This window comes from Hydrogenophaga sp. T2, from assembly GCF_049843535.1.
Taxonomy (GTDB): domain Bacteria; phylum Pseudomonadota; class Gammaproteobacteria; order Burkholderiales; family Burkholderiaceae_C; genus Hydrogenophaga; species Hydrogenophaga crocea.
Genome location: NZ_JBBHZJ010000006.1, coordinates 38,452 through 63,138 on the forward strand (window position 1 = coordinate 38,452; position 24,687 = coordinate 63,138).

25 protein-coding genes are annotated in these 24,687 nt (G+C 69.7%); 9 read left to right on the plus strand and 16 right to left on the minus strand.

Translation table 11 applies throughout. From position 1 onward, the window contains the following. Window positions 1–915, plus strand: coding sequence for a sensor histidine kinase (locus WDZ95_RS14825; RefSeq protein WP_425779473.1), 915 nt, complete (start codon window positions 1–3; stop codon window positions 913–915). On the opposite strand, the gene holA is transcribed toward WDZ95_RS14825, so the two are convergent. The 5 genes from holA to WDZ95_RS14850 are packed head-to-tail and all read right to left on the minus strand — an operon-like array spanning window position 907 to window position 6,501. Beyond that, complete coding sequence (gene holA / locus WDZ95_RS14830) at window positions 907–1,965, minus strand: DNA polymerase III subunit delta (RefSeq protein ID WP_425779475.1); 1,059 nt, start codon at window positions 1,963–1,965, stop codon at window positions 907–909. The genes WDZ95_RS14825 and holA overlap by 9 nt on opposite strands. Before the next feature lie 7 nt (window positions 1,966–1,972). After that, a complete protein-coding gene (gene lptE, locus WDZ95_RS14835; RefSeq protein ID WP_425779477.1) occupies window positions 1,973–2,467 on the minus strand; it encodes an LPS assembly lipoprotein LptE in 495 nt (164 codons plus the stop codon). Between the two features lie 2 nt (window positions 2,468–2,469). Beyond that, window positions 2,470–5,145 carry a leucine--tRNA ligase gene (leuS, locus tag WDZ95_RS14840; RefSeq protein WP_425779479.1) on the minus strand — a complete coding sequence of 892 codons (2,676 nt, stop codon included), beginning with the start codon at window positions 5,143–5,145 and terminating at the stop codon, window positions 2,470–2,472. A gap of 13 nt (window positions 5,146–5,158) precedes the next feature. Beyond that, window positions 5,159–5,974: a 4-hydroxy-tetrahydrodipicolinate reductase gene (gene dapB / locus WDZ95_RS14845; protein ID WP_425779481.1), complete on the minus strand. Its 816-nt coding sequence runs from the start codon at window positions 5,972–5,974 to the stop codon at window positions 5,159–5,161. Continuing rightward, on the minus strand, window positions 5,971–6,501 hold the full coding sequence (locus WDZ95_RS14850; protein ID WP_287469237.1) for an outer membrane protein assembly factor BamE: 531 nt from the start codon (window positions 6,499–6,501) through the stop codon (window positions 5,971–5,973). Before WDZ95_RS14850 ends, dapB begins: the two co-directional genes overlap by 4 nt. 100 nt (window positions 6,502–6,601) lie before the next feature. Between WDZ95_RS14850 and fur the strand changes: the two genes are divergently transcribed. Then, the gene (gene fur / locus WDZ95_RS14855; RefSeq protein WP_166228821.1) at window positions 6,602–7,039 is read left to right on the plus strand and encodes a ferric iron uptake transcriptional regulator; all 438 of its coding nucleotides are present in this window, start codon (window positions 6,602–6,604) and stop codon (window positions 7,037–7,039) included. A 49-nt stretch (window positions 7,040–7,088) separates the two neighbouring features. Here the strand turns inward: fur and hprK are convergent, their stop codons facing one another. The 3 genes from hprK to hpf all read right to left on the minus strand — a co-directional run bounded on the left by hprK (window position 7,089) and on the right by hpf (window position 8,997). Beyond that, on the minus strand, window positions 7,089–8,039 hold the full coding sequence (gene hprK, locus WDZ95_RS14860) for an HPr(Ser) kinase/phosphatase (RefSeq protein ID WP_166228823.1): 951 nt from the start codon (window positions 8,037–8,039) through the stop codon (window positions 7,089–7,091). A 13-nt stretch (window positions 8,040–8,052) separates the two neighbouring features. After that, a complete protein-coding gene (locus WDZ95_RS14865; RefSeq protein ID WP_166228825.1) occupies window positions 8,053–8,523 on the minus strand; it encodes a PTS sugar transporter subunit IIA in 471 nt (156 codons plus the stop codon). Between the two features lie 144 nt (window positions 8,524–8,667). Continuing rightward, entirely contained in the window at window positions 8,668–8,997 is a 330-nt protein-coding gene (hpf, locus tag WDZ95_RS14870) for a ribosome hibernation-promoting factor, HPF/YfiA family (protein WP_166228827.1), read from the minus strand. 265 nt (window positions 8,998–9,262) lie between these two features. Between hpf and WDZ95_RS14875 the strand changes: the two genes are divergently transcribed. The 3 genes from WDZ95_RS14875 to corA all read left to right on the plus strand — a co-directional run bounded on the left by WDZ95_RS14875 (window position 9,263) and on the right by corA (window position 13,459). Next, window positions 9,263–11,026: a hybrid sensor histidine kinase/response regulator gene (locus WDZ95_RS14875; RefSeq protein ID WP_425779485.1), complete on the plus strand. Its 1,764-nt coding sequence runs from the start codon at window positions 9,263–9,265 to the stop codon at window positions 11,024–11,026. A gap of 4 nt (window positions 11,027–11,030) precedes the next feature. Then, window positions 11,031–12,278 carry a patatin-like phospholipase family protein gene (locus WDZ95_RS14880; RefSeq protein ID WP_425779487.1) on the plus strand — a complete coding sequence of 416 codons (1,248 nt, stop codon included), beginning with the start codon at window positions 11,031–11,033 and terminating at the stop codon, window positions 12,276–12,278. 194 nt (window positions 12,279–12,472) lie between these two features. Continuing rightward, the gene (corA, locus tag WDZ95_RS14885; RefSeq protein WP_425779489.1) at window positions 12,473–13,459 is read left to right on the plus strand and encodes a magnesium/cobalt transporter CorA; all 987 of its coding nucleotides are present in this window, start codon (window positions 12,473–12,475) and stop codon (window positions 13,457–13,459) included. Here corA and WDZ95_RS14890 read toward each other — a convergent pair. The 6 genes from WDZ95_RS14890 to WDZ95_RS14915 form a co-directional block, all read right to left on the minus strand. Then, a complete protein-coding gene (locus WDZ95_RS14890) occupies window positions 13,451–14,203 on the minus strand; it encodes a 5'-methylthioadenosine/adenosylhomocysteine nucleosidase (protein WP_425779491.1) in 753 nt (250 codons plus the stop codon). The genes corA and WDZ95_RS14890 overlap by 9 nt on opposite strands. A gap of 16 nt (window positions 14,204–14,219) precedes the next feature. Beyond that, entirely contained in the window at window positions 14,220–15,905 is a 1,686-nt protein-coding gene (locus WDZ95_RS14895; protein ID WP_425779493.1) for a long-chain-fatty-acid--CoA ligase, read from the minus strand. Beyond that, entirely contained in the window at window positions 15,899–16,666 is a 768-nt protein-coding gene (locus WDZ95_RS14900; protein ID WP_425779495.1) for an FkbM family methyltransferase, read from the minus strand. The genes WDZ95_RS14895 and WDZ95_RS14900 overlap by 7 nt, the downstream gene beginning before the upstream one ends. 62 nt (window positions 16,667–16,728) lie before the next feature. Beyond that, on the minus strand, window positions 16,729–18,153 hold the full coding sequence (locus WDZ95_RS14905) for an NAD(P)(+) transhydrogenase (Re/Si-specific) subunit beta (protein WP_166228841.1): 1,425 nt from the start codon (window positions 18,151–18,153) through the stop codon (window positions 16,729–16,731). Continuing rightward, on the minus strand, window positions 18,150–18,476 hold the full coding sequence (locus WDZ95_RS14910; protein ID WP_166228843.1) for an NAD(P) transhydrogenase subunit alpha: 327 nt from the start codon (window positions 18,474–18,476) through the stop codon (window positions 18,150–18,152). Before WDZ95_RS14910 ends, WDZ95_RS14905 begins: the two co-directional genes overlap by 4 nt. 1 nt (window position 18,477) lies before the next feature. Next, the gene (locus WDZ95_RS14915; protein ID WP_425779497.1) at window positions 18,478–19,611 is read right to left on the minus strand and encodes a Re/Si-specific NAD(P)(+) transhydrogenase subunit alpha; all 1,134 of its coding nucleotides are present in this window, start codon (window positions 19,609–19,611) and stop codon (window positions 18,478–18,480) included. Window positions 19,612–19,709: 98 nt separating this feature from the next. On the opposite strand from WDZ95_RS14915, the gene WDZ95_RS14920 reads away from it, so the two are divergent. Beyond that, window positions 19,710–20,189 carry an NUDIX hydrolase gene (locus WDZ95_RS14920; RefSeq protein ID WP_425779500.1) on the plus strand — a complete coding sequence of 160 codons (480 nt, stop codon included), beginning with the start codon at window positions 19,710–19,712 and terminating at the stop codon, window positions 20,187–20,189. Here the strand turns inward: WDZ95_RS14920 and WDZ95_RS14925 are convergent. Then, a complete protein-coding gene (locus WDZ95_RS14925; RefSeq protein ID WP_425779502.1) occupies window positions 20,179–21,096 on the minus strand; it encodes a sensor histidine kinase in 918 nt (305 codons plus the stop codon). The two genes, WDZ95_RS14920 and WDZ95_RS14925, sit on opposite strands and share 11 nt — an antisense overlap. 167 nt (window positions 21,097–21,263) lie before the next feature. Between WDZ95_RS14925 and WDZ95_RS14930 the strand changes: the two genes are divergently transcribed. Next, window positions 21,264–22,640, plus strand: a complete 1,377-nt coding sequence (locus WDZ95_RS14930) for a DUF3422 family protein (RefSeq protein ID WP_425779504.1) — start codon at window positions 21,264–21,266, stop codon at window positions 22,638–22,640. Here WDZ95_RS14930 and mnmA read toward each other — a convergent pair. Further along, complete coding sequence (gene mnmA, locus WDZ95_RS14935) at window positions 22,612–23,763, minus strand: tRNA 2-thiouridine(34) synthase MnmA (protein WP_425779505.1); 1,152 nt, start codon at window positions 23,761–23,763, stop codon at window positions 22,612–22,614. The genes WDZ95_RS14930 and mnmA overlap by 29 nt on opposite strands. Window positions 23,764–23,889: 126 nt before the next feature. Here mnmA and WDZ95_RS14940 point away from each other — a divergent pair, with 126 nt between their 5' ends. After that, window positions 23,890–24,153 carry a PepSY domain-containing protein gene (locus tag WDZ95_RS14940; protein ID WP_425779507.1) on the plus strand — a complete coding sequence of 88 codons (264 nt, stop codon included), beginning with the start codon at window positions 23,890–23,892 and terminating at the stop codon, window positions 24,151–24,153. Continuing rightward, the gene (locus tag WDZ95_RS14945; RefSeq protein WP_425779509.1) at window positions 24,150–24,680 is read left to right on the plus strand and encodes a cytochrome b/b6 domain-containing protein; all 531 of its coding nucleotides are present in this window, start codon (window positions 24,150–24,152) and stop codon (window positions 24,678–24,680) included. Before WDZ95_RS14940 ends, WDZ95_RS14945 begins: the two co-directional genes overlap by 4 nt. The last annotated feature ends 7 nt before the right edge of the window (window positions 24,681–24,687 follow it).

A 24,687-nucleotide genomic window follows, 5' to 3' on the forward strand; every position in this document is an offset into this window, starting at 1 on the left:
ATGCCCCGCCCAAGCGCCCCCCGCCCCCTCGCCACCGGCTTCCTGCTCGGCTGGGCCGGCCTTGCGGTCGTGGGTGCGGCCCGGCTGCTGTTCGACGCCGGCCCGCTGCCGGCCAGCGAATGCCTGCTGATCGGCGCGCTGCTGGTGGAGCGTATCCACGCCGAGCGGTGCGCGGGCCGGCAGGCCGAGGCGCAGCGGGCGCGCGCGCGGGCCGCACGCGAATCGGCACAGCGCGCGCTGGACGAGAAGTCGCGCTTCATGGCCGCCGTCACGCACGACCTGCAGCAGCCGCTCTACGCGCTGCGCATGGCCACCGACGTGCTGGAGCGTCAGGCGCTGCGCGCGGCCGATGCCCAGGCGCTGGTGCAGATGCGCTCGGCGCTGCACGCGGCCGACGAGCTGGTGACCTCGATGCTCATGGCGGTGCGGCTCGAACACAGCGAGCTCGACCCCCGGCCCGAGACGTTCTCGGTGCAGGAGATGCTCGAGCGCATCGAGGCGCTGTTCGCGGCGCAGGCACGCCACAAGGGCCTGAGCTGGCGCGTGCGGCCCAGCCTGGCGCTCGTGCACACCGACCCGCTGCTGCTGGAGCGCATGTTGAGCAATCTGGTCTCCAACGCCCTGCGCTACACCGACCGCGGCGGCGTGCTGCTGGCCTGCCGCGAGCGCGGCGATGTGCTGCTGGTCCAGGTGTGGGACACGGGCCGCGGCCTCACGCCCGACGAGCGGGACACGGTGTTCCAGCCGCACGTGCGCGGCAGCGCCGCGCGGCGCCACGATCAGGGCCTGGGCCTGGGCTTGTCGATCGTGGCGCGCTGCGCGCAGTTGCTGGGCATCGGCGTGGCGCTGCGCAGCGCACCGGGCCGCGGCTCGTGCTTCGAGCTGCGCGTGCCGCGCGCGCGGCCCTCAGCGTGAGGGCTGCGCACAGGCGCGCGCCACCTTCATCGCAAGCTGGTGCAGGGCCTGCCAGGGGTCGGCCGGCCAGTCGGGGAACTTCAGGCCCTTGACGATGCCGTCCACGGTGTGGGCGTCGTCGAGCCAGCGCGCGAGCTGCGCGTTGCCCAGCAGCGGCAGCACGCGCTCCACGAGCTTTTCTTTCAGGCCCCAGACGCGGCTCTCGCGCAGCGCGAGCGGCAGCGGGCGGCCCCCGTCCATGGCGGCACGCACGCGGTTCAGGGTGCGGATGTCTTCGGCCAGGGCCCAGTGCACCAGCACCGGCGCTTCGCCCTCGGCCTGCAGGCCGTCGAGCATGCGCTGCACGCGCGCGATCTGGCCGGCGAGCACCGCCTCGGCGAGCTTGAAGGCGTCGAAGCGCGCCACGTTGAGCACGGCCGCTTCCACCTGCTCGAAACCGAGCTCGCCCGGCGGGTGCAGCAGGCCGAGCTTCTGGATTTCCTGGTGCGCAGCGAGCAGGTTGCCCTCCACGCGGTCGGCGAAGAACGCCAGCGTGCGCTGCCCCTCTTCACCCGCGGCCACGCGCTGGCCCTGGGCCTGCAGGCGCTGCGCGATCCACTGCGGCAGCGCCTTGCGGTCGACCGGGTCGATGCGCACCGTGACGCCATGGGCGTCGAGCGCGGCGAACCAGGCGCTCTTTTGCGTGGCCATGTCCAGCCGGGGCAGCACCACCAGCGTGAGCGTGCTGTCGTTGCCGTCGGCGGCCTCGGCGAGCTGCTGCAGCGCGACAGAGCCGTCCTTGCCGGGCTTGCCCGTGGGGACGCGCACCTCGATGAGCTGGCGGTCGGCGAACAGGCTCAGCGAGGCGCCGCTGGCCAGCACCGAGGACCAGTCGGCGTGCGCGCCGGTCATGAGGTGCACGGTGCGCTCGGTGTACCCCTGGGCGCGCGCCGCGGCGCGGATCGCGTCCCCGGCCTCCTGGATCAGCAGCGGCTCGTCGCCGTGCAGGGTGTAGAGGCTGCGCAGGCCGCGCTGCAGTTGGGCGGCAAGTTGGTTCGAAGCGACCTGCATGGGCCCTTCACACCTTGTCGAGCGCCGCGATGCGGCGCACCACCTGCTGCACGATGTCGGCGGTCATGTCGCGGTAGAGCAGCTGCTCCTCGGCGTCCTTGGCGAGCACCTGGGTTTCGTTGAAGCTCAGGTCGCGCTCGAGCAGCAGCTCGGTATCGTCGATGAGGATGCGCTCGTCGTGCGTCTGCAGGTTGAAGCGGAAGCGCTGGCGCAGCTGCAGTTCGCGCACCTGGCCCGAGGCGGTCTGGCCCACCACCGCGCGCTCGCGCTGGTCGAGCAGCACGCGCAGCACCACGGCATCGGGCGCGTCCTTGGGGTCGGCGGTGGTGATCACGCGCAGACCGTAGATCTGCAGTTCGCGGCGCAGCGCCGGCATCACGTAGGCACCGGCGCCGGCCAGGCGCAGCGCCGAGAAGCCGAACCGGGGCGCCTGGCGCAGCTGGAAGCCGCAGGCCGACAGGCCGAGCGCGGCGAAGGAGGCGAGCGCAAGACGCCGTTGCATGGTCAGACCACCAGGTTCACGAGCCGGCCCGGCACCACCACCACCTTCTTCGGAGCGGCGCCCGCGGCCTGTTTCACGAAGGCCTCGCTCGCGAGCGCGGCGGCCTCGATGGCGGCCTTGTCGGCGCTCGCGGGCACGGTGATGCTGCCGCGCAGCTTGCCGTTGATCTGCAGCATGAGCTCGATCTCGTCGCGCTGCAGCGCGGCCTCGTCGGCCTGCGGCCAGGGCGCGTCGAGCAGCTCGCCCAGCGGCGTGGTGTAGCCGAGTTCGTTCCACAGCACCTGCGCGATGTGCGGCGTGGCCGGGTACAGGCAGCGCAGCAGGATGCCGAAACCCTCGGCCGCGGCGGCCTCGTCGGCCGCGCCCTCGGGCTTGAAGCCTTCGAGCGCGTTGAGCATCTTCATCGCGCCCGAGACCACGGTGTTGTACTGCATGCGCTGGTAGTCGTAGTCCACCTGCTTGAGCACGGTGTGGATCTCCAGGCGCAGCGCCTTGGCGGCCTTGGACAGCGCGGCCGTGCCCACGCCGGCCGCGAGTGCGCCCTGCGCGCCCGCGGCCGAGCGCTGCTGGCCGTGGGCCCACACGCGGCGCAGGAAGCGGTAGCTGCCTTCCACCGCCGAGTCGTTCCATTCGAGCGTGGCCTCGGGCGGCGCGGTGAACATGGTGTACAGGCGTGCGGTGTCGGCGCCGTACTTCTCGATCAGGTCCTGCGGGTCGACGCCGTTGTTCTTGGACTTGGACATGGTGCCCACGCCCTCGTAGTCGATCGGCGTGCCCGCGGGCAGATCGCCCACGGCGTGCTTGAGCTTCGCGCCCACGATCTTGCCGCCCTCGTCGAACACGTTCTCGACGTCGTGCGGCCAGAAGTATTCCTTGCCGCCCTTGTCGGTGCGCCGACTGTAGATGTGGTTGAGCACCATGCCCTGCGTGAGCAGCTGCGTGAAGGGCTCGTCGACCTTGACCAGGCCGAGATCGCGCATGACCTTGGTCCAGAAGCGGGCGTACAGCAGGTGCAGGATCGCGTGCTCGATGCCGCCGATGTACTGGTCCATGGGCATCCAGTAGTCGGTGCCGCCGGCCACCATGGCGTCCGGGTTCTTCGGATCGCAGTAGCGCATGAAGTACCAGGACGAGTCCACGAAGGTGTCCATGGTGTCGGTCTCGCGCCGCGCCTTGGCGCCGCACACCGGGCACACCACGTTGGCGTGGAAGCCTTCGTGGTGCTGCAGCGGGTTGCCGCTGCCGTCGGGCACGCAGTCTTCGGGCAGCACCACGGGCAGGTCGCGCTCGGGCACGGGCACCGCGCCGTGCTCGGGGCAGTGGATGATGGGGATCGGCGTGCCCCAGTAGCGCTGGCGGCTCACGCCCCAGTCGCGCAGGCGCCAGGTGGTTTTCTTCTCGCCCAGGCCTTTGGCACCCAGCGCCTCGGCCACGCGGTCGACCGCGGCCTGGTAGGCCAGGCCGTCGAGGAAGCCGCTGTTCACGCACACACCGCGCTGCTTGTCGCCGTACCAGTCGGCCCAGGCCTCGGTGCTGAAGGTTTCGCCGTCGACCGCGACCACCTGCTGGATGGCCAGGCCGTACTTCTTCGCGAAGGCGAAGTCGCGCTCGTCGTGCGCGGGCACGCCCATGACGGCGCCGTCGCCGTAGCCCATGAGCACGTAGTTGCCGACCCACACGGGCACCTCGGCGCCGGTGATGGGGTGGGTCACGGACAGGCCCGTGGGCAGGCCTTCTTTTTCCTTGAGCGCGAGTTCGGCCTCGGTGGTGCCGCCCTTCTTGCACTCTTCGATGAAGGCCGCGAGCTGCGGGTTGCCGGCCGCCGCGTGCGTGGCCAGCGGGTGCTCGGGCGCCACGGCACAGAAGGTCACGCCCATGATGGTGTCGGCGCGCGTGGTGAACACGAAGAGCTTGCCGTCGCCGATCAGGGCGCCGCTGGCGTCGCGGATCTGGTGCGGGAAGGCGAAGCGCAGGCCCTCGCTCTTGCCGATCCAGTTCTCCTGCATCAGCCGCACCTTGTCGGGCCAGCCGTTGAGCGTGGCCTTGGGGTTGCCGATCTGCACGTGGTCGAGCAGCTCACCCGCGTAGGCGGTGATGTTGAGGTAGTAGCCCGGGATCTCGCGCTTCTCGACCAGCGCGCCGGTGCGCCAGCCGCGGCCGTCGATCACCTGCTCGTTGGCCAGCACGGTCTGATCGACCGGGTCCCAGTTGACGACCTGGGTCTTGCGGTAGGCGATGCCCTTCTCGAGCATCTTGAGGAACAGCCACTGGTTCCACTTGTAGTAGTCGGGCGAGCAGGTGGCGACCTCGCGGCTCCAGTCGATGGCCAGGCCCATGGCCTGCATCTGCCGCTTCATGTAGGCGATGTTGTCGTAGGTCCACTTCGCGGGCGGCACCTTGTTCTTGATCGCCGCGTTCTCGGCCGGCAGGCCGAAGGCGTCCCAGCCCATGGGCATGAGGACGTTGTAGCCCTTCATGCGCAGCTGGCGCGTGAGCATGTCGTTGATGGTGTAGTTGCGCACGTGGCCCATGTGCAGCTTGCCGCTGGGGTAGGGCAGCATGGAGCAGGCGTAGAACTTCTTCTTGCCGGCGTCTTCGGTGACGCGGTAGGCGTCGGCGGCGGTCCATTGCGCCTGGGCCTGGCGCTCGACGTCTTGGGGGGCGTACTTCTCTTGCATGGGGTGGGATGGCTCAGCGCAGGCCGAGCACGTCGAACATGTCGTAGAGGCCGCTCTTGCGGCCCGCCAGGAATCGCACCGCGCGCAGGCTGCCCTGCGCGTAGGTGGCGCGGCTGCTGGATTTGTGCGTGATCTCGATGCGCTCGCCCGTGCCCGCGAACAGCACCGTGTGGTCGCCCACGATGTCGCCGCCGCGGATGGTGGCGAAGCCGATGCTGGAGGGATCGCGCTCGCCGGTGACACCTTCGCGCGCGTAGACCGCGCAGTCCTTGAGGTCGCGGCCGAGCGCGCCGGCGATCACCTCGCCCATCTTGAGCGCGGTGCCGCTGGGCGCGTCGACCTTGTGGCGGTGGTGGGCCTCGATGATCTCGATGTCGTAGCCGGTGGCCATGGCCTTGGCCGCCATCTCGAGCAGCTTGAGCGTGACGTTCACGCCCACGCTCATGTTGGGCGCCATCACGATGGCGATCTGCTGGCCGGCTTCGGCGATGCGTGCCTTCTCCTCGTCGGAAAAGCCGGTGGTGCCGATGACCAGGTTCACCCCGTGCGCCACGCAGGCGTCGAGGTGGGCCATGGTGCCCTCGGGGCGCGTGAAGTCGATCAGGCAGTGGCTGCCACGCAGCGCGGTGGCGAAGTCGGCGGTGATGGTCACGCCCGTGGCCTGGCCCGCGTAGGCGCCGGCGTCCTGGCCGATCGCGGGGCTGGCGGCCACGTCGAGCGCACCGGTGAGCGCGCAGTCGCCACTGGCGCGCACGGCCTCGATCAGCATGCGGCCCATGCGGCCGCTGGCGCCAGCCACGCTGACGCGGTGGGGTGCGGCGGCGTTCATCGGCTGCTCCCGGTGCCGCTGTCGATGGGCGGGAAGCTCGTGGTGGCCGGGCGGGGCGCTGCGCTCGCCGGCGTGGGCGGGTTCTGCGGCTTGTTGCGCTCGGCAAAGGTCTTGAGCTGCTCGTCGGTGGCCTGCAGCACCGGCGGCTTGGCGCCGCGCTGGCCGCGCCGCGCGTCGAGCGAGGACACGAATTCGAGCTCGCTGGGCAGCTCGTCGGCCTCGTGGCGCTCGAGCACGCCGTCCTTGAAGAACACCGCGACCCGGCGGCGCACCGGCGCCTCGCCGCGGCGCTGCAGCGTGAACACGTAGTCCCAGCGGTCGGCGTGGAAGACGCTGGTGAGCAGCGGCGAACCGAGGATGTCGCGCACCTGCTCGCGCGCCATGCCCGGCTTGAGGGCCTCGACCTGCTCGCGGGTGACGACGTTGCCCTGCAGGATGTCGATCTTGTAGGGCGTGATGAAGGAGCACCCCGACACGGCCAGCACGAGGGCCAGCGCGGGAAGCAGTCGATGACGGACGAGGGACATGTGGGACACCCTGGACAGCGCATGGGCAATGGCCCTGGCGCGGGCGGCGTGCAGCCGGCGATAATCGGTCGGCCATTGTAGTGAGCCTGCCCCCACCGCCATGTCTACCAACCTCGAAGAACTCAAGAGCACCGGCCTCAAGGCCACCCTGCCGCGGCTGAAGATCCTCGAGGTCTTCCACAACGCGCAGCAGCGCCACATGACGGCCGAAGACGTCTTCCGGGTGCTGCTCGAAGACCGCAGCGACATCGGCCTGGCCACCGTCTACCGCGTGCTCATGCAGTTCGAGCAGGCCGGCCTGCTCACGCGCAGCAATTTCGAATCGGGCAAGGCCGTCTACGAGCTCAACGAGGGCCAGCACCACGACCACCTGGTCTGCCTCGACTGCGGCCGGGTCGAGGAATTCTTCGACGCCGAAATCGAGCGGCGCCAGCAGATGGTGGCCAAGGCGCGCGGTTTTGCGCTGCAGGAACACGCGCTGTCGCTCTACGCGAATTGCACCAAGAGCGAGTGCCCGCACCGCGGCGCGAAGAAGTAACGGATACGGGATCCGCCGCCGGGCCGCCCCGGGACGGCGCGCGGGTGCATCACTCGTCGCGCGACATGGCCGCGCGGTGGCGCAGCACGAATTCCTGGTAGGTGTCGATGCCGCGCAGCTGCAGGATGGTGTTGCGCACCGCAGCCTCCACCAGCACCGCGATGTTGCGGCCGGCCACCACCTGGATCACCGCCTTGCGCACCGGCACGCCGAGCACGTCCTGGTACAGCGGCTCGTAGGGCATGCGCTCGTAGTCGCGCTCCATAGTCTCGCGGCGCACCAGGTGCACGATGAGCTGCAGCCGCATCTTGCGGCGCACCGCGGTCTCGCCAAAGATCGCCTTGATGTCGAGCAGGCCGATGCCGCGCACCTCGAGCAGGTTCTGCAGCAGCTCGGGGCAGCGGCCCTCCACGCTGGTCTGGTTGATGCGGTAGAGGTCCACCGCGTCGTCGGCCACCAGGCCATGGCCGCGCGAGATCAGCTCCAGGCCCAGCTCGCTCTTGCCCAGGCCCGACTCACCCGTGATCAGCACCCCCATGCCCAGGATGTCCATGAACACGCCGTGCATGGTGGCGCGGTCGGCGAAGTGGCGCGACAGGTAGGCGCGCAGCACGTCGATGACGAACGCGGCCGACTCCTTGGTCGCGAACATCGGGATCTGCGCGCGCTCGCACATGGCGAGCAGCTCGTCGGGGGCGGGCTGGCCGTCGGCCACCACGAGCACGGGCGGCTCGAGCGTGACGATGCGCGCGACGCGGCGGCGGTTGTCTTCGGTGCTCGGGCTCGTGAGGTAGGCGACCTCGCGCTCGCCGATGACCTGCAGCCGGTAGGGATGGATGTAGTTGAGGTAGCCGACCAGGTCGGCGCCCGAGCGCGCGGCGCGGATCGCGACCTCGTCGAAGCGCCGCTCGGACGCGCCGAGCCCGGCGATCCACTGCCACTTCAGCGAATCCCGATGGTCCTCGAACAGGACGTCGGCGCTGACGACGGTGGGTTTCAAGGGCTGGCGGGCGTCAGGCGGCCGCGTGGGCCGATTGCCAGTGGGCGATCAGGCCGTGCAGCGCGGCGGCGTCGGCCGAGCCCTTCATCTGCTCGCGCAGCACGCTGTCGCTGAGCAGTTCCGCGATCTCGGAGAGGATCTCGAGGTGCTTCTGCGTGGCCGCCTCGGGCACCAGCAGGAAGATCATGAGCTGCACCGGCTGCTCGTCGGGCGCGTCGAAGCCGATGGGGTTGGCGAGCTGGAACACCGCGGCCAGCGGCTGCTTGAGGCCCTTGATGCGACCGTGCGGAATGGCCACGCCGTGGCCCAGGCCGGTGGAGCCGAGCCGCTCGCGCGCGAACAGGCTGTCGGTGATCAAGGCGCGGTTGAGGCCGTGCAGCGTTTCGAACAGCAGGCCCGCTTCCTCGAAGGCGCGCTTCTTGCTCGTGGCATCGACGCTCACGAGCACTTGTGCGGCAGGCAGGATGGCAGAAAGACGGTTCATGGCGGCCCTTTCGGACCGCGGATTATGCGCCTCTCACTTCCCACGGCCAGATGAAAGGGACAAAAAAGCCGCTTGACAATTCAAGCGGCTTGTTGCATTGCAGCAAGGCCACAAACCCACGCGTGGCGCGGGTTGTGACGGTTTTCACGCCAGGCGCTTGAGCGCGTCGTGGTGGTGTTCCTTGGTCTTGGTCTTGTAGCGCAGCACCTGCCGGTCGAGCTTGTCGGCGAGGTCGTCGACCGCTGCGTACAGGTCGGCGTCGGCGCTCTCAGCGAACAGGTCGCGGCCTTTGACGTGGATGTTGCACTCCGCGCGCTGGCGCAGGTCTTTCTCCTTGAGGTTGTCCACGGTGAGCAGGACCTTGATGTCCACCACCTGGTCGAAGTGCCGGGAGATGCGTTCGAGCTTGCTCGTGACGTAACCGCGCAGGGCGTCCGTGACCTCGAGGTGGTGACCGCTGATCGTCAGATTCATGGATGAGCCTCCTATGCTCCGGGTTGACACAGGCCGCCGGTGGCAGGGCCACCCGGCGACCACGGGATGGCTTGCGGACCACTATGCCCACGAACCCTGGCCGGCGCAAGGCGCAAACGTCAGAAAACGTGACTTCCTGACCAGCGTCAAACCGGCGGGCCGCCCGCCACATGGCCGACACCAGCAGGCCGAACGGCGCATCGCGCCTGCCGTCGTCTGCCATCGATGCTTCCCGCCGCACACGCCGGTGACCTATGCTCCACGCATGGACGGCCCCGGTGACCTGCAGGTGCGGCAGCGGCGCGAACAGATCCGCCTGCTGGCGCGCAACGTGCCGGCGCTGGTGTTCGGTTCGCTGATGCTGGGGACGGGCGCGACCGTGCTGCTCTGGGCCAACCAGCAACCCCACGCCCAGGTGGCGGGGTGGGCCATCGCCCTGCTCGCGCTCAGCGCGTGGCGCCTCTGGATGGCGCGGCGCTTCTGGCGCCGCACCGCGGCCGGCGATCCGCCCGAGCGCTGGGGCCCGTCCTTCGCCCTGACCTCGGCGGTGGCCGGCCTGTGCTGGGGTTTGCTGGCCTGGCTGTTCTTCACGCCCGACAACCCCCTGAACATCGCGGTGGTCTCCATCCTGATCACCGCGATCCTCTCCAGCGCCACCCAATCGCTGGGGCCGTACTTCCCGGCCTACGTGGCCTTCGCGGTGCCCTGCGCCGTGCCGTTCGCCACACGTTGCCTGAGCTCGGGCAACACGGCGCTGGTCACCCTGGGGCTGCTGGCGACCGGTTTCCTGGGCATGTCGCTGGTGTTCTCGCGCCGCATCTCCCGCGCCATCGCCGAGGCCTTGCAGCTGCGCTTCGAGAACGAATCGCTGATCGGCCAGCTCACCGCCGAGAAGGAGCGTGCCGAAAGCGCCAGCGTGGCCAAGACACGCTTCCTCGCGACCGCCAGCCACGACCTGCGCCAGCCCATCCACGCCATGAGCCTGTTCGTGCCGGCGCTGCAGGCGCTCTCGGAGCGCACCGAGATCAGCCCGCGCACCGTGGGCAGCATCGCCGAGCGCATGCAGGGCGCACTCGACACCATGGCCCAGTTGCTCAGCCGGCTGCTCGACATCTCGCGACTGGACGCGGGCGCGCTGCAACCGCGACCGCAGGCCGTGTCCCTGGGGCCCGTGCTGCGCCGCGTGAGCGACGAAGTGGCCCAACAGGCGCGCACCAAGGGCCTGCGCCTGCGGGTGCGCGGCGGCCACCTCGCGGTGCACGCCGACCCCGCGGTGCTGCACACCATCCTCAGCAACCTGGCGGGCAATGCGGTGCGCTACACCGAGCGCGGCGGCGTGCTGCTGGCCGCGCGCCGCCGCGGCGACCGCGTGAGCATCGAGATCTGGGACAGCGGCGTGGGCATCGAGGCGCACGACCTGCCGCGCGTGACGGAGGAGTTCTTCCAGGCCGGCAACGTCAAGCGCGACGCCAGCCAGTCGCGCGGCTTCGGGCTGGGGCTGGCCATCGTCAAGCGCTCGGCCGACCTGCTCGGCGGGCAACTGGTGCTGCGCTCGCGCCCGGGGCGCGGTTCGGTGTTCTCCATCGCGCTGCCGCGCGCCAGCAACCCCGAAGCCGACCCCGAAGGCAGTTCCCCGCCCTTGCCGCCCTGCACCACGCGCACGGTGCTCGTGGTCGACGACGACGAGCACATCCTCATGGCCATGGCCCTGCTGCTGCGCGGCTGGGGGCACGAAGCGCTCACCGCCACCAGCCGCGAGGACGCGCTGACCGTGCTCGGCGCCGCGCCGCGGCGGCCGGACATCGCGCTCATCGACATGCACCTGCGCGGCGGCCAGAACGGCGTCGACGTGATCGCCGCGCTGCACGAGCGCCTGGGTCCCCCGGGTCTGCACACCGCGATCGTCACGGGCGACACCAGCCCCGAGGTGCTGGCCACCATCCGCGCGGTCGGCGTCACCGGGCTGCACAAGCCGGTCGATCCCGACACCCTGCGCCGCTTCATCGACAACGCCCCGACGCCCCCCTGAACCCATGTCGCTTGACACCGTGCTCACCCACAACACCGTGCTGGCGCCGCAGGCCGCGCTGCGGCCCGACGGCTGCGCGCTGGTGCTCATGGGTGGCGGCGCGCGCACCGCGTACCAGGCCGGCGTGCTCAAGGCGCTGGCGGCCATGTTGCCAGCCGGCCACACGGCTTTCCCCTTCCATTGGCTGTTCGGCACCTCGGCGGGCGCGCTCAACGCCAGCTACCTGGCCAGCCAGGCCGGCAACGGCGCGGCCGCGCTGCCGCGGCTGGCCGAGTTCTGGCATCGGCTGCGCTCGCACCAGGTCTATCGCCTCGAAGCGCCGAGCTGGGTGCGCGCCAGCCGCGTGCTCGCGGGCTGGACGCTGTCGCGCCAGGTGCGGCGCCACCGCGCGCTGCTCGACACGCTGCCGCTGGTGGACACGCTGCACCGCGCGATCGACCTGCGCGGGCTCGAGACCGCACTGGAGCTCGGCGCGCTTGATGCCCTGGGCGTGACCGCTTCGAGCTACACCACGGGCGAGCACTGGACCTTCTGCCAGACCCGCGCCGACTGCGAGCTGAGGCCCTGGCACCGGCCGGGCCGGCGTGCCGACTTCCAGCCCATCACCATCGAGCACCTGATGGCGTCGAGCGCCATTCCCTTTCTGTTCCCCGCGGTGCCGCTGTGGGTCAACGGCCGCCGCGAGCACTTCGGCGACGGCTCCATGCGCCAGCTCTCGCCGCTGTCGCCGGCGATCCATTTCGGCGCCCGCCGCGTGCTGGTGCTGGGCGTGGGCCAGCCGCAGCGCGCGGGCCTGGCGCCGGGCAACGCCGACGAGCCCACGGCCGGCACCATCGCGGGCCACGCCATGGCCAGCGTGTTCCACGACACCCTGCAGGCCGACGTGGAGCAGACCCAGCGCGTGAGCCAGACGCTCGCGCGGCTGCCGCCCGCGCTCGCAGGCATGCTGCCCTACCGCCCGGTGGACGTGCTGGCCCTGCAGCCCAGCGTCTCGCTCGACGAACTCGCCATGAAGCACGTACACGAGCTGCCCACCCCGACGCGCCACACGCTCAGCGGCCTGGGCGCGCTCGACACCCGACGTGGCGCCAGTGCGAGCGCCGCGGCCCTGGCGAGCTACCTGCTGTTCGAGCCTGGTTTCGTGCAGGCGCTGATCGCCCTGGGCGAGCACGACGCCTGGCGCAAAGAGGCCGAATTGCGGGCCTTTCTCGCGCCGGCTGTCACAGACGCCGCACGGGGTGCGATGCCATAATCGCGCCCACCCACCGGAGTCCCCCCATGGAAAGCACACCCCCCAGTCGTGTGCTTTCAGCCTCCTCCGTCACCGTCTGAGCCCGCGCTCGCCGCAGCGCACCGCCCGGCGGTCGGCCGGCTGAAAGCGCCACCGAAACCGCCGGCCGGCCCACCGGCCTCCCCGTCCAACGCATCGTCTGCCGGGAGCGCGCCATGCTCAACGTCTTCACCCTGGCCAACGGCCGCCTGTTCCAGGAAGAAATCGAGTCCCTGGAAGAACTCGCGAAGTTCAAGCCCATCTGGGTCGACCTCGAATCGCCCACGCCCGAAGAGCGGCGCTGGGTCAAGCAGCACTTCGGACTGTCCATCCCCGAAGACGCGATGGACGAGGACATCGAAGAATCGGCGCGCTTCTTCGAGGAAGACAACGGCGAGCTGCACGTGCGCAGCGACTTCCTCATCGACGACGACGAAGACCCGCGCGCCATCCGCGTGGCCTTCATCCTCAACGAGCACAACGACTCGCTCAAGAGCCGCGGCGTGCTGTTCTCGATCCACGACGAAGACGTGCCCGTGTTCCGGCTGCTGCGCATGCGCGCGCGCCGCATGCCCGGCCTGATCGACGACGCCAAGGACGTGCTGCTGATGCTGTTCGACGCCGACGCCGAGTACTGCGCCGACACGCTCGAAGACATCTACGACGACCTCGAGGCCGTGAGCGCCAAGGTGCTGTCGGCCGAGGCGAGCGACTCGGCACTCGGCGAAGCGCTGTCGGCGATCGCGCGCCACGAGGACATGTCGGGCCGCATCCGCCGCAACGTGATGGACACGCGCCGCGCGGTGAGCTTCATGATGCGCAGCCGCCTGCTCAGCGCCGAGCAGTTCGAAGATGCCCGCCAGATCCTGCGCGACCTCGACTCGCTCGACGGCCACACCGCGTTCCTGTTCGACAAGATCAACTTCCTGATGGACGCGACCGTCGGCTTCATCAACATCAACCAGAACAAGATCATCAAGATCTTCTCGGTGGCCAGCGTGTCGCTGCTGCCGCCCACGCTGGTGGCGAGCAGCTACGGCATGAACTTCCAGTTCATGCCCGAGCTGGGCTGGACGTTCGGCTACCCGTTCGCGATTTTCCTGATGGTGGTGTCGGCGGTGGTGCCGATGCTGTACTTCCGCAAGCGCGGCTGGCTACGCTGAACCCGCGAGCAGAGCGGCCACGATGACCGCGCTGTAGCGGCTCGCGACCTGCGTGAGAAAGCGCGGAAAGTCCACGTGGGCCGCATCGTCGGCGCGGTCCGAGATGGTGCGCACCACGGCCATGGGCACCCCCCAGTCGGCGCACACCTGGGCCACCGCCGCACTCTCCATGTCGACCGCGAGCGCGTCGGGCAGCTCGGCCTGCAAGGCCTGGCTTTCGCTCGTGCGCGAAACGAAGCGGTCGCCACTCACGATCAGGCCCTGGTGCACGCGGGGCGCCGTCAGGCCGAAGGCGGCCACGGCCTCGGCGCCGGGCATGGCGAGGGGATCGCGCAGGCTCGCCTCGCAGGCGCGCACCAGCGCATCGCCGAGCGCCGCGTCGGTGGCGAAGCGCGAGCGGCCGTAACCGGGCACCTCGTGGCGCGGAAAGATCGGCGAGGCGTCCATGTCGTGCTGCAGCAGCGCGCGCGCCACCACCACGTCGCCCACCTTCACGCCAGCGCCCAGGCCACCGGCCACGCCCGTCATCACAACGCGGCTGGCCTGAAAGCGCTCGATCAGCAAGGCCGTGGTGGTGGCCGCCGCCACCTTGCCGATGCCCGAGAGCACCGCGACCACGGCCTGGCCGTGCAGGTGCCCCTGCCAGAAGGCGCGGCCCGCGACGGTGGTGCGCTGCTCGTCGGGCAGCAGGTCGAGCACGGCCTGCAGCTCTTCGGGCAGGGCGCTGATCAGGGCGAGCGTCATGCGTCGCGCGATGCCTTCACTTGTCGCGGAGTTCGCGGCGCAGGATCTTGCCCACGGGCGTCTTGGGCAGCTCGGTGCGGAACTCGATCACGCGCGGCTGCTTGTAGCCCGTGAGGTTGGCGCGGCAGAAATCGCGCACCTGGGCCTCGCTGAGGGCCGGGTCCTTCTTGACGATGACCAGCTTCACCGCTTCGCCCGTCTTGTCGTCGGGCACGCCGACCACGGCGCATTCGAGCACCCCGGGCAGTTGCGCCACCACGTCCTCGACCTCGTTCGGGTACACGTTGAAGCCGCTCACGAGCACCATGTCCTTCTTGCGGTCGACGACCTTGAAGTAGCCGCGCTCGTCCATCACGCCGATGTCGCCGGTCTTGAAGTAGCCGTCGGCCGTCATGACCTTGGCGGTTTCGTCGGGGCGCTGCCAGTAACCCGCCATCACCTGCGGGCCGTGGATCGCGATCTCGCCGCGCTCGCCCACCGGCACTTCCCGGCCCTCGTCGTCGAGGCACTTCATGCGCGTGCCCGGCAGCGGCACGCCGATGGTGCCGCTGAAGCTCTTGCTGGTGGTGGGGTTGCAGCTCGCCGAGGGGCTGGTCTCCGACAGGCCGTAGCCCTCGCAGATGGGGCAGCCGGTCTTGTCGAGCCAGAGCTTGGCCACCGCGCTCTGCACCGCCATGCCGCCGCCCACCGACACCCGCAGGTGGCTCCAGTCGACGGTGTTGAAGTCGGGGTGGTTGGCCAGGCCGTTGAACAGCGTGTTGACCGCGGGGAAGCTGTGGAATCGGTGCTTGCTCAGCTCCTTGAGCACCGCGGGCAGGTCGCGCGGGTTGGGGATCAGGATGGTCTTGCCGCCCACGCGCAGGCTCAACATCATGTTCACCGTGAAGGCGAAGATGTGGTACAGCGGCAGGGCGCACACGGCCGTGGGCTGTTCGCCCGGCGGCAGGGTCTTCATCACCGGGTCGTTCCAGGCCTCGGACTGGAGCACGTTGGCGATGATGTTGCTGTGCAGGAGCACCGCGCCCTTGCTCACACCCGTCGTGCCGCCGGTGTACTGCAGCACCGCCATGTCGTCGGGCCGCAACTCGGGCTTGCGCAGCGTGGCGCGTGCGCCGCGCGACAGTGCGTCGTTGAAGCGCACGGCCTGCGGCAGGCTGAAGGCCGGCACCATCTTCTTCACGTTGCGCACCACGTGGTTTACCAGCATGCCCTTGAGCAGGCCCAGCTGGTCGCCCATGGCCGCCAGCACCACGTGCTTGACCGGCGTCTGCGCGATGCACTGTTGCAGCGTGTGCGCGAAGTTCTCGATGATGACGATGGCCTTGGCGCCCGAGTCCTTGAGCTGGTGCTCGAGCTCGCGCGCGGTGTAGAGCGGGTTGACGTTGACCACCACCAGGCCCGCGCGCAGGATGCCTGCCACCGCGACCGGGTACTGCGGCACGTTGGGCATCATGATCGCGACGCGATCGCCCTTGACCAGGCCCAGCGACTGCAGGTACGCGGCGAAAGCCTGCGACTGGGTGTCGGTCTGCGCGTAGCTGATCTCCTTGCCCATGAAGCTGTACGCGGTGCGGCTGGCGTGGCGGCGAAAACTCTCCTCCATCAGGTGCACCAGCGACGGGTACGGGCTGGTATCGATGTCGGCAGGCACGCCTTCGGGGTAGGCGGACAGCCACGGGCGTTGGTCGGTCGCGGTCAGCATTGCTTGCTCCTCTGGTCGAAACGGGTCAGCGCCTGCAGCGCGGCCGTGTCGTCGTTGCGCACCGCCACGTAGTTCGGGCCCGACCGGAAATCGTTCATCTTGTAGTGCCACGGCCCGAAAGCGACGCCGCGGCGCTCGAGCCGGCCCACGGCGTAACCATGGCGCGCGAACAGCTCGTGGAAGTCGCGCATCAGGAACTTGGCATCACCGTGCGTGTAGCCGTACTCGAACTGCACCACACGCACCGCGCGGGCACCGAGCATGCGCTCGAAGCCCGCGAGCACCAGGTGGTCCGCCCCTTCCACGTCGATCTTGAGCAGGTCGATGGACGCGATGCCGTGCTGCTCGCAGTAGCGGTCACCGGTGACGATGTGCGCCTCGGAGACCACGGCGGCCTGCTGCGCGTCGTGGTAGGTGGCGTTGGACAGGATGGTGTTGACGGTGGAGTTCTCGCCGTAGTCCTTGAAGGCGATGCTGCCGTCGCGGTCGCCCATGCCGCAGTTGTTGACGGTGAAGCGCGGGCCGCTCACGCGCTGGCTCAGCGTGCGCCAGGTGCGTGGCGAAAGCTCGAAGCTGTGGATGTGCGCCTCGGGCATGAGCTGCGCGGCCGCGAGCGTCCAGTCGCCGACATTGGCGCCCACGTCAAACACGGTGCGCGCGCCCAGCGTGCCCATGCGTTCGAGCAGGCGCCGTTCGCCGTTGCGGTCGAAGTCGTAGGAGTAGCCGCGCAGGTGGTCGATCGCCCCCTGAAGCAGCTTCACACCGAGGGCACGCGGATCTTCCAAGGCCTTCGCGAGACGCTGCCCAAAGGTCTTGCGCGGCTTCACTCCACCGCCTTGGTCATGTCCTCGACCACCTTCTTCGCGTCGCCGAAGACCATCATGGTCTTGTCCATGTAGAACAGCTCGTTGTCCAGGCCCGCATACCCCGCGGCCATGGAGCGCTTGTTCACGATCACGGTCTTGGCCTTGTAGGCCTCCAGAATGGGCATGCCGTAGATGGGCGAGCCCTTCTGCAGCGCGGCCGGGTTCACCACGTCGTTGGCGCCGAGGATGATGGCCACGTCGGCCTGGCCGAACTCGCCGTTGATGTCTTCCATCTCGAACACCTGGTCGTAGGGCACCTCGGCCTCGGCCAGCAGCACGTTCATGTGGCCCGGCATGCGCCCGGCCACCGGGTGGATCGCGTACTTCACGGTGATGCCTTTTTCGGTGAGCTTGTGCGCGAGCTCTTTCACCGCGTGCTGTGCGCGCGCCACCGCTAGGCCGTAGCCGGGCACGATCACCACGGTTTCGGCGTTGCCCAGGATGAAGGCCGCGTCGTCGGCGCTGCCGCTCTTGGCGGTGCGCTGCACGCCCCCGCCGGCCGCCGCGGCACCGGCGTCACCGCCGAAGCCCCCCAGGATCACGCTGATGAACGAGCGGTTCATGGCCTTGCACATGATGTAGCTCAGGATCGCGCCCGAGCTGCCCACCAGCGAGCCGGCGATGATCAGCATGCTGTTGTTGAGGCTGAAGCCGATGCCCGCGGCCGCCCAGCCCGAGTAGCTGTTGAGCATGGACACCACCACCGGCATGTCGGCGCCGCCAATGGGGATGATGATGAGCACGCCCAGGACGAAGCCCAGCGCGATCACCAGCACGATGTCCATCCAGCTCTGCGAATGCCAGAAGCCGAAGACGAAGAAGGCCGTGGCCAGACCGAGCGCGAGGTTGAGCTTGTGCTGGCCCGGGAAGGTGACGGGCGCACCCTGGAACAGGCGGAACTTGTACTTGCCCGAGAGCTTGCCGAAGGCGATCACCGAGCCGCTGAAGGTGACCGCGCCGATGAAGGCGCCCAGCGCGAGTTCGATGCGGTTGCCACCCGGGATCGGCAGGTCGCGCCCGGCGATGCCGAAGGCCCAGGGCTCGGCCACCACGGCCACGGCAATGCACACCGCGGCCAGGCCGATCATGCTGTGCATGAAGGCCACGAGCTCGGGCATCTTGGTCATCTCGACCTTCTTGGCCATGACCGCGCCGATGCCGCCGCCCACCACCAGGCCGCCAAGCACGTAGACCATGCCCTGCGCCTTGCCGCCCGACAGCTCGACGATGAGCGCCGCGGTGGTGAGCACCGCGATGGCCATGCCCGTCATGCCGAAGACGTTGCCGCGGATCGAGGTGGTGGGGTGGCTCAGACCCTTCAGGGCCTGGATGAAGCAGACCGAGGCGATCAGGTAGAGCAGGACGACGAGGTTCATGCTCATGCTTGCTCTCCCGCGCCGGCCTTGGGCGCCTTCTTCTCTTTCTTCTTGAACATCTCGAGCATGCGCCGCGTGACCAGGAAGCCACCGAACACATTCACCGCGGCCAACGCCACGGCCAGCACACCCATGGTCTTGCCCAGCGGGGTCTCGGTGAGCGCGGCCGCGAGCATGGCGCCCACGATCACGATGGCCGAAATCGCGTTGGTCACCGCCATCAGCGGCGTGTGCAGCGCAGGCGTGACGTTCCACACCACGTGGTAGCCCACGTAGATGGCGAGCACGAAGATGATGAGGTTGATGAGGGTGGGGGAGACGGCGTCCATGTCACTTCCTTTTGACTTCACCGGCCTGGGTCATGAGACAGGCGACCACGATGTCGTCGTCCATCGGCACCTGCACCGCGGCCGCGTCCTTGGGGCAAACGAGCTTGAGGAAGTCGAGCACGTTGCGCGCATAGAGCGCGGAGGCGTCGGCCGCCACGCGCGCGGGCAGGTTGGTCTCGCCGATCAGGGTCACGCCGTGCTTGACGACCGTCTTGTCGGCCTCGGTGAGCGGGCAGTTGCCCCCCACGCCGTTGGGGCCCTTGCCGGCCGCAATGTCCACGATCACCGAACCCGGCTTCATGCTTTTCACCATGTCTTCGGTGATCAGCGTAGGCGCGGCGCGCCCCGGAATGAGCGCGGTGGAGATGACCACATCGGCCAGCGCCACGCGCTTGGCCACCTCGGCGGCCTGGCGCTGCAGCCAGCTCGGCGGCATGGGGCGCGCATAGCCGCCCACACCTTCGGCCGCCTCTTTTTCTTCGGCGGTCTCGTAGGGCACATCAATGAACTTGCCGCCCAGCGACTCGACCTGCTCCTTCACGCTCGGGCGCACGTCGGAGGCTTCGATGACCGCGCCCAGCCGCTTGGCGGTGGCAATCGCCTGCAGGCCCGCCACGCCCACGCCGAGGATGACCACGCGCGCGGCCTTCACCGTGCCGGCGGCCGTCATGAGCATGGGGAAGAACTTGGGGTAGGCGTTGGCCGCGGCGATCACGGCCATGTAGCCCGCGATGTTGGCCTGCGAGGACAGCACGTCCATGCTCTGGGCGCGCGTGGTGCGCGGCGCGGCTTCGAGCGCGAAGGCCGTGAGACCGGCCGCGGCCAGCGCCCGCAGGCCGTCGGCGTCGAAGGGGTTGAGCATGCCCACCAGGGTCGCGCCCGGCTTCATCTGCGCCAGCTCGGCCGGCTGCGGGCTGCGCACCTTGAGCACCAGGTCGGCGCCCAGGGCGCCGGCGGCGTCGGTGATCTGGGCACCCACGGCCTCGTAGGCCGCATCGGTGGCGCTGGCCGCGAGACCGGCGCCGGCCTGCACGCGCACGGTGTGGCCCTGGGCCACAAGTTTCTTGGCCGTCTCGGGCGTGACGGCCACACGGGTCTCGCCCGCCAGGGTCTCAGCGGGTACGCCGATGAGCATGGGTGTCTCCTCGCTCGGGGAAGTGAATTTTGCGGGCAAGCTTAACTGAAAGCTTTTTGAAAGCCTGGGGCGGCAGGCACGCCGCCGATAATTCTGCGATGAGCGAACGATGGAAACCCAGCGTCACCGTGGCCGCGGTGATCGAACGCGATGGCCGCTACCTGCTGATCGAGGAGCACACGCCCGAAGGCCTGCGGCTCAACAACCCCGCCGGTCACCTCGACCCCGGCGAAAGCCCCGAGCAGGGGGTGGCGCGGGAGACGCTCGAAGAAACCACCCACCGCTTCAGGCCCACCGCGCTGGTGGGCGTTTACCTCTCGCGCTTCCAGCGCGGCGACGACGACATCACCTACCTGCGCTTCGCCTACTGCGGCGAGCTCGGCGACGCGGTGCCGGGGCGCACGCTGGACCACGGCATCGTGCGCACGCTGTGGCTCACGCCCGACGAGGTCCGCGCCCAGCAGGGCCGCTTGCGCAGCCCGCTGGTGCTGCAATGCATGGAAGACCACCTCGCGGGCCGGCGCTTTGCGCTCGACGCCGTGCACACCGACGCCTCGGTGTGGGCGCTCAGGCGCTGAACTGGGGCTGCCGCGTGCCGAGCCGCGCCACGCGGCGGCGGCTCGCCATGGGGTACAGCGGCAACAGCAGGCTGAAGCACGTGCCGTGGCCGACGCGCGAGCGCACGCTCAGCCGGATGCCCAGCAGACGCGCGGCGTGTTTCACCACCGCCAGCCCGAAGCCCACGCCGCCATCGGCAGCGACGCCGCCATCGTCGCGGTAGTGCGGGCCGCCCGCCGCGGCCAGCCCGACCGGGTCCAGGCCGGGGCCCGTGTCCCAGACCTGGAGCAGCAGTTGCTGGCCACGCCGGCGGCACGACACGAGCACGCCGCCGCGCTCGGTGCAGTGCACCGCATTGGCCACGAGGCTGTCGAGCATGCGCTCGAGCAGCAGGGCGTCGGTGTGCACGCACTCCAGGCTCGGGGTCACGGTCCAGTGCAGGCCGCGCGCCTGGGCCTGCGGGCCGTACTGGCGGTCGATGCGCTCGAGCATGGCCTGCATGGAGAACACCGCCAGGCGCGGCCGCAGCGCGCCGGTTTCCAGGCGCGCGACCGTGTCGAGGGTGTCGAGCAGGGCGTCGGCCGATGCGAGGGCATGGCGCATCTGTGAAAGCAGCACCGCCGGGCTGCGCGCCGCACGCTGCTGCTCGAGGCTTTGTGTGGTGAGGCTCATGGCGTACAGCGGCTGCCGCAGGTCGTGCGCCACCGCGCTCAGCAGGCGCGAGCGCTCGTTGCGCAGACGCTCGGCCAGGGCATGTTCCATCTGCTCACGGGCCGCTGCGGCCTGCCCCGCCGAGCGCGCGCGGCGGTGGCGGATAGCCCGGTGGCACAGCAGCGCCAGACCCACCCCCAGGAGGATCAGCAGCGCGACGACCCAAGAGACCGTGGCCTCACCGCCCGCGACCAGACCTTCGAACCGAATGTCCATGCCTCCCTTCCAGTCCGCCCGCGCAGTGGCGGCGCCACGGCACAGGAAAACAACAGTATTCGAGCCGGGCAGGGCACACTCAATACCTCGTCCGCAGTAGCGGATCGGCCGGCCTTCGCCAGCGCGACCAGCGGCGTACAGTGCGGCCTGTCCGCCGACCGACCGCCATGAACACCCACCGCGACCTGCCGCCCGACGATCCGCTGCGCCAAGCCCTGCACGACGAGGTGCATGCGCGGCCATCCGCGCTCATTCCGCTGCCGGCCCTGATCGCTTTCGTGGCGGTGCTCAACGACGGGGTGGACCGCGCCCAGGAGCTCGAGCACCTGCGCCGCCTGCCCGGCCAGGCCGACCTGCAGGCCAGCGACCTGAACAACCACTTCCTGCGGCTGCAGCTGCCCGACGGGCGCACGCTCAAATGGGAGCGCCACACCGAATTCACGCGCTACTCGCTGGTACAGCCGCTGCCCGAGGGCATGGGCCTGGGCGCGAGCGAGCCCGCGCTGCACAGCACGCTGGCGCTGCCGCCCGGCTGGCTCAACGGCATCCCCGGTCGCACCGTGGCCGCCATCCTGCTGGCCATGGTGGTCGCCGATCTGCCCGAGCAGACGGCCGACGCCCAGGCGCGGCTGATGCGCCCGGCCCAGCACTGGTTCGGTGACCGCACGGTGGTGGCCTCGCAACTCGGCGGGGGGCACTCGTGGGCGGTGACCGACTTCCGGCTGCGGGCCTCGGGCTTCGAGCACATGCTGGTCGTGGCCCCGCCCGACACCAGCGCCTCGCGCGCGGGCCGCACCTCGCAGCGATTGCTGGAGCTCGAGACCTACCGCCTCATGGCCCTGCGCGGCCTGCCCGTGGCCAAGGCGCTGTCGCCCATGCTGGCCGAGGCCGAGGCGCGGTTGGCCGCCATCACCGCGCAACTCGAACACAAGAGCCTGAACGAACAGGACCTGCTCGACCAGCTGGTGGCGCTGGCCGCGCGCGTGGAGCGCGCCACGGCCGAGCACACCTACCGCTTCGCGGCCACGCGCGCCTACGACGCGCTGGTGGCACAGCGCATCGGCGAGCTGCGCGAGCGCCCCATCCCGGGCACCCAGACCGTGGGCGAGTTCATGCGGCGCCGGCTCTCACCGGCCATGGCCACGGTCGCCGCGAGCGAAGGAAGGCTGGGATCGTTGTCGGAGCGCATCACGCGCACCAGCGCGCTGCTGCGCACGCGCGTGGACATCGCCACCGAGGCGCAGAACCAGGAGCTGCTGGCCAAGCTCACACGCGGCCAGGAACTGCAGCTGCAGCTGCAGACCACGGTGGAAGGCCTGTCGATCGCGGCGATCTCGTACTACGTGATCAGCCTGCTGCTTTACGTGGGCAAGGGCGCCAAGGCCGCAGGCCTGCCTGTCCACCCCGAGATGGCCGCGGCCGCGCTCGTGCCGCTGGTGCTGTGGGCCACCTGGCGCACCACGCGCAAGATCCACGAGAAGCTCGGGGGCTCGTTGCACCCCGGACAGGGCGGGGTCAAGCCGCCTGCGCCACCGGCGGGCTGAAGGCCTCGTCGCCCGAGGCGGCCTCGGTCACGATCACGCCGCCGCCCAGACAGACCTCGCCGTCGTAGAGCACGGCGCTCTGGCCCGGTGTCACGGCCCACTGGGGCTGCTCGAAACGCAGTTCGAAACCCTCGGTACCCAGCGGCTCGACGGTGCAGACCGCATCGGCCTGGCGGTAGCGCGTCTTTGCGCCCAGCGCGCCGGCGGCGGGCGGTTCGCCCGCGGTCCAGCTCGCGTCGTGCGCGCGCAGGCGCGACGTGAGCAGCCAGGGGTGGTCGTGGCCCTGCACGGCCCACAGGGTGTTGTGCGCGATGTCCTTGCGCGCCACGAACCAGGGCTCGTGCTCGCTGCCGCCCTTTTGCGCGCCCTTGGCCTTCACGCCGCCGATGCCCAGGCCCTGGCGCTGGCCCAGGGTGTAGAAGCTCAGGCCCACATGTTCGCCGATGGTGCGGCCGCGCGGGTCCTTGATGGGCCCCGGAGCGCTCGCGATGTAGCGGTTGAGGAATTCGCGGAACGGTCGCTCGCCGATGAAGCAAATGCCGGTGCTGTCCTTCTTCTTCGCATTGGGCAGACCGATCTCGGCCGCGATGCGGCGCACCTCGGTCTTGGGCAGTTCGCCCACGGGGAACATCGTCTTCGACAGCTGTGCCTGGTTGAGGCGGTGCAGGAAGTAGCTCTGGTCCTTGAGCGGATCGAGGCCCTTGAGCAGCTCGAAGCGGCCGGCGCGCTCGCGCACCCGCGCGTAGTGGCCGGTGGCGATCTTCTCGGCCCCCAGGCGCATCGCGTGATCGAGGAAGGCCTTGAACTTGATCTCGGCGTTGCACAGGATGTCGGGGTTGGGCGTGCGCCCCGCCTGGTACTCGCGCAGGAACTCGGCGAACACGCGGTCCTTGTACTCGGTGGCGAAGTTCACGTGCTCGATGTCGATGCCCAGCACGTCGGCCACGCTTGCGGCATCGAGCCAGTCCTGGCGGCTGCTGCAGTACTCGCTGTCGTCGTCGTCTTCCCAGTTCTTCATGAAGATGCCGACGACCTCGTGCCCCTGCTGCTTGAGCAGGTACGCGCTCACCGCGGAGTCCACGCCCCCGCTCAAGCCCACCACGACGCGCTGTTTCGATGCCATGGGGCGGGATTATCCCCGCCGTGCCTCGACCCCAGGGCCGGCAGGGGCGAGTACTTAAGGCCCCATTCAGGCGCTTCGCCTGGAATCCCGCCACCCGCATGTGCGGGGGACACCGAAACCAACACCATGAAATCGATCGCCGTCGCCGTCGCCGCCCTCAGCCTCGCCCTTGCCGGTGCCGCCGTGGCTGGCCCCACCTGCACCACCAGCAAGGAAGGCTGGAAGCCCGAAGCCGCCTTCAAGCAGGACCTGCAGGCCCAGGGCTATCAGATCAAGGTCTTCAAGGTCACCAAGGGCAACTGCTACGAGATCTACGGCACCGACAAGACCGGCAAGAAGGTCGAGATCTATTTCGACCCCGTGTCGGGCAAAGCGGTGAAATCCGAATGAGCGAAGCGCCACGGGCCGAACGGGTCTGGGACCCGTTCGTGCGGGTGTTCCACTGGTCGCTGGTCACTTGCGTGGTGCTCAACCAGTGGGTGCTCGAAGAAGGCGACCCGCCGCACGAGTGGGCGGGCTACACCGCCGCGGGGCTCGTGGGCCTGCGCGTGCTGTGGGGCTTCATCGGTACGCGCCACGCGCGCTTCGCCGATTTCTGGCCCACGCCGCAGCGCGTGCGCCAGCACCTCGCCGCGCTCGGCCGTGGCGAGCACCTGCACACGCCGGGCCACAACCCGCTGGGTGCGCTCATGATGCTCGCGCTCATGGGCCTGGTGCTGCTGCTGGGCTTCACGGGCTGGCTGCAGGGCACCGACCGCTTCTGGGGCAACGAAGCCGTGCAGGAGCTGCACGAAGGGCTCGCCGAGGCGCTGCTCTGGCTCGCCGGCCTGCACGCGGTCGCTGCCCTGGTCATGGGCCGGCTCGAACGCACCCGCCTGGTCAAAGCCATGGTCACCGGCGTGAAGGAGCGCTACTAGACTCCGC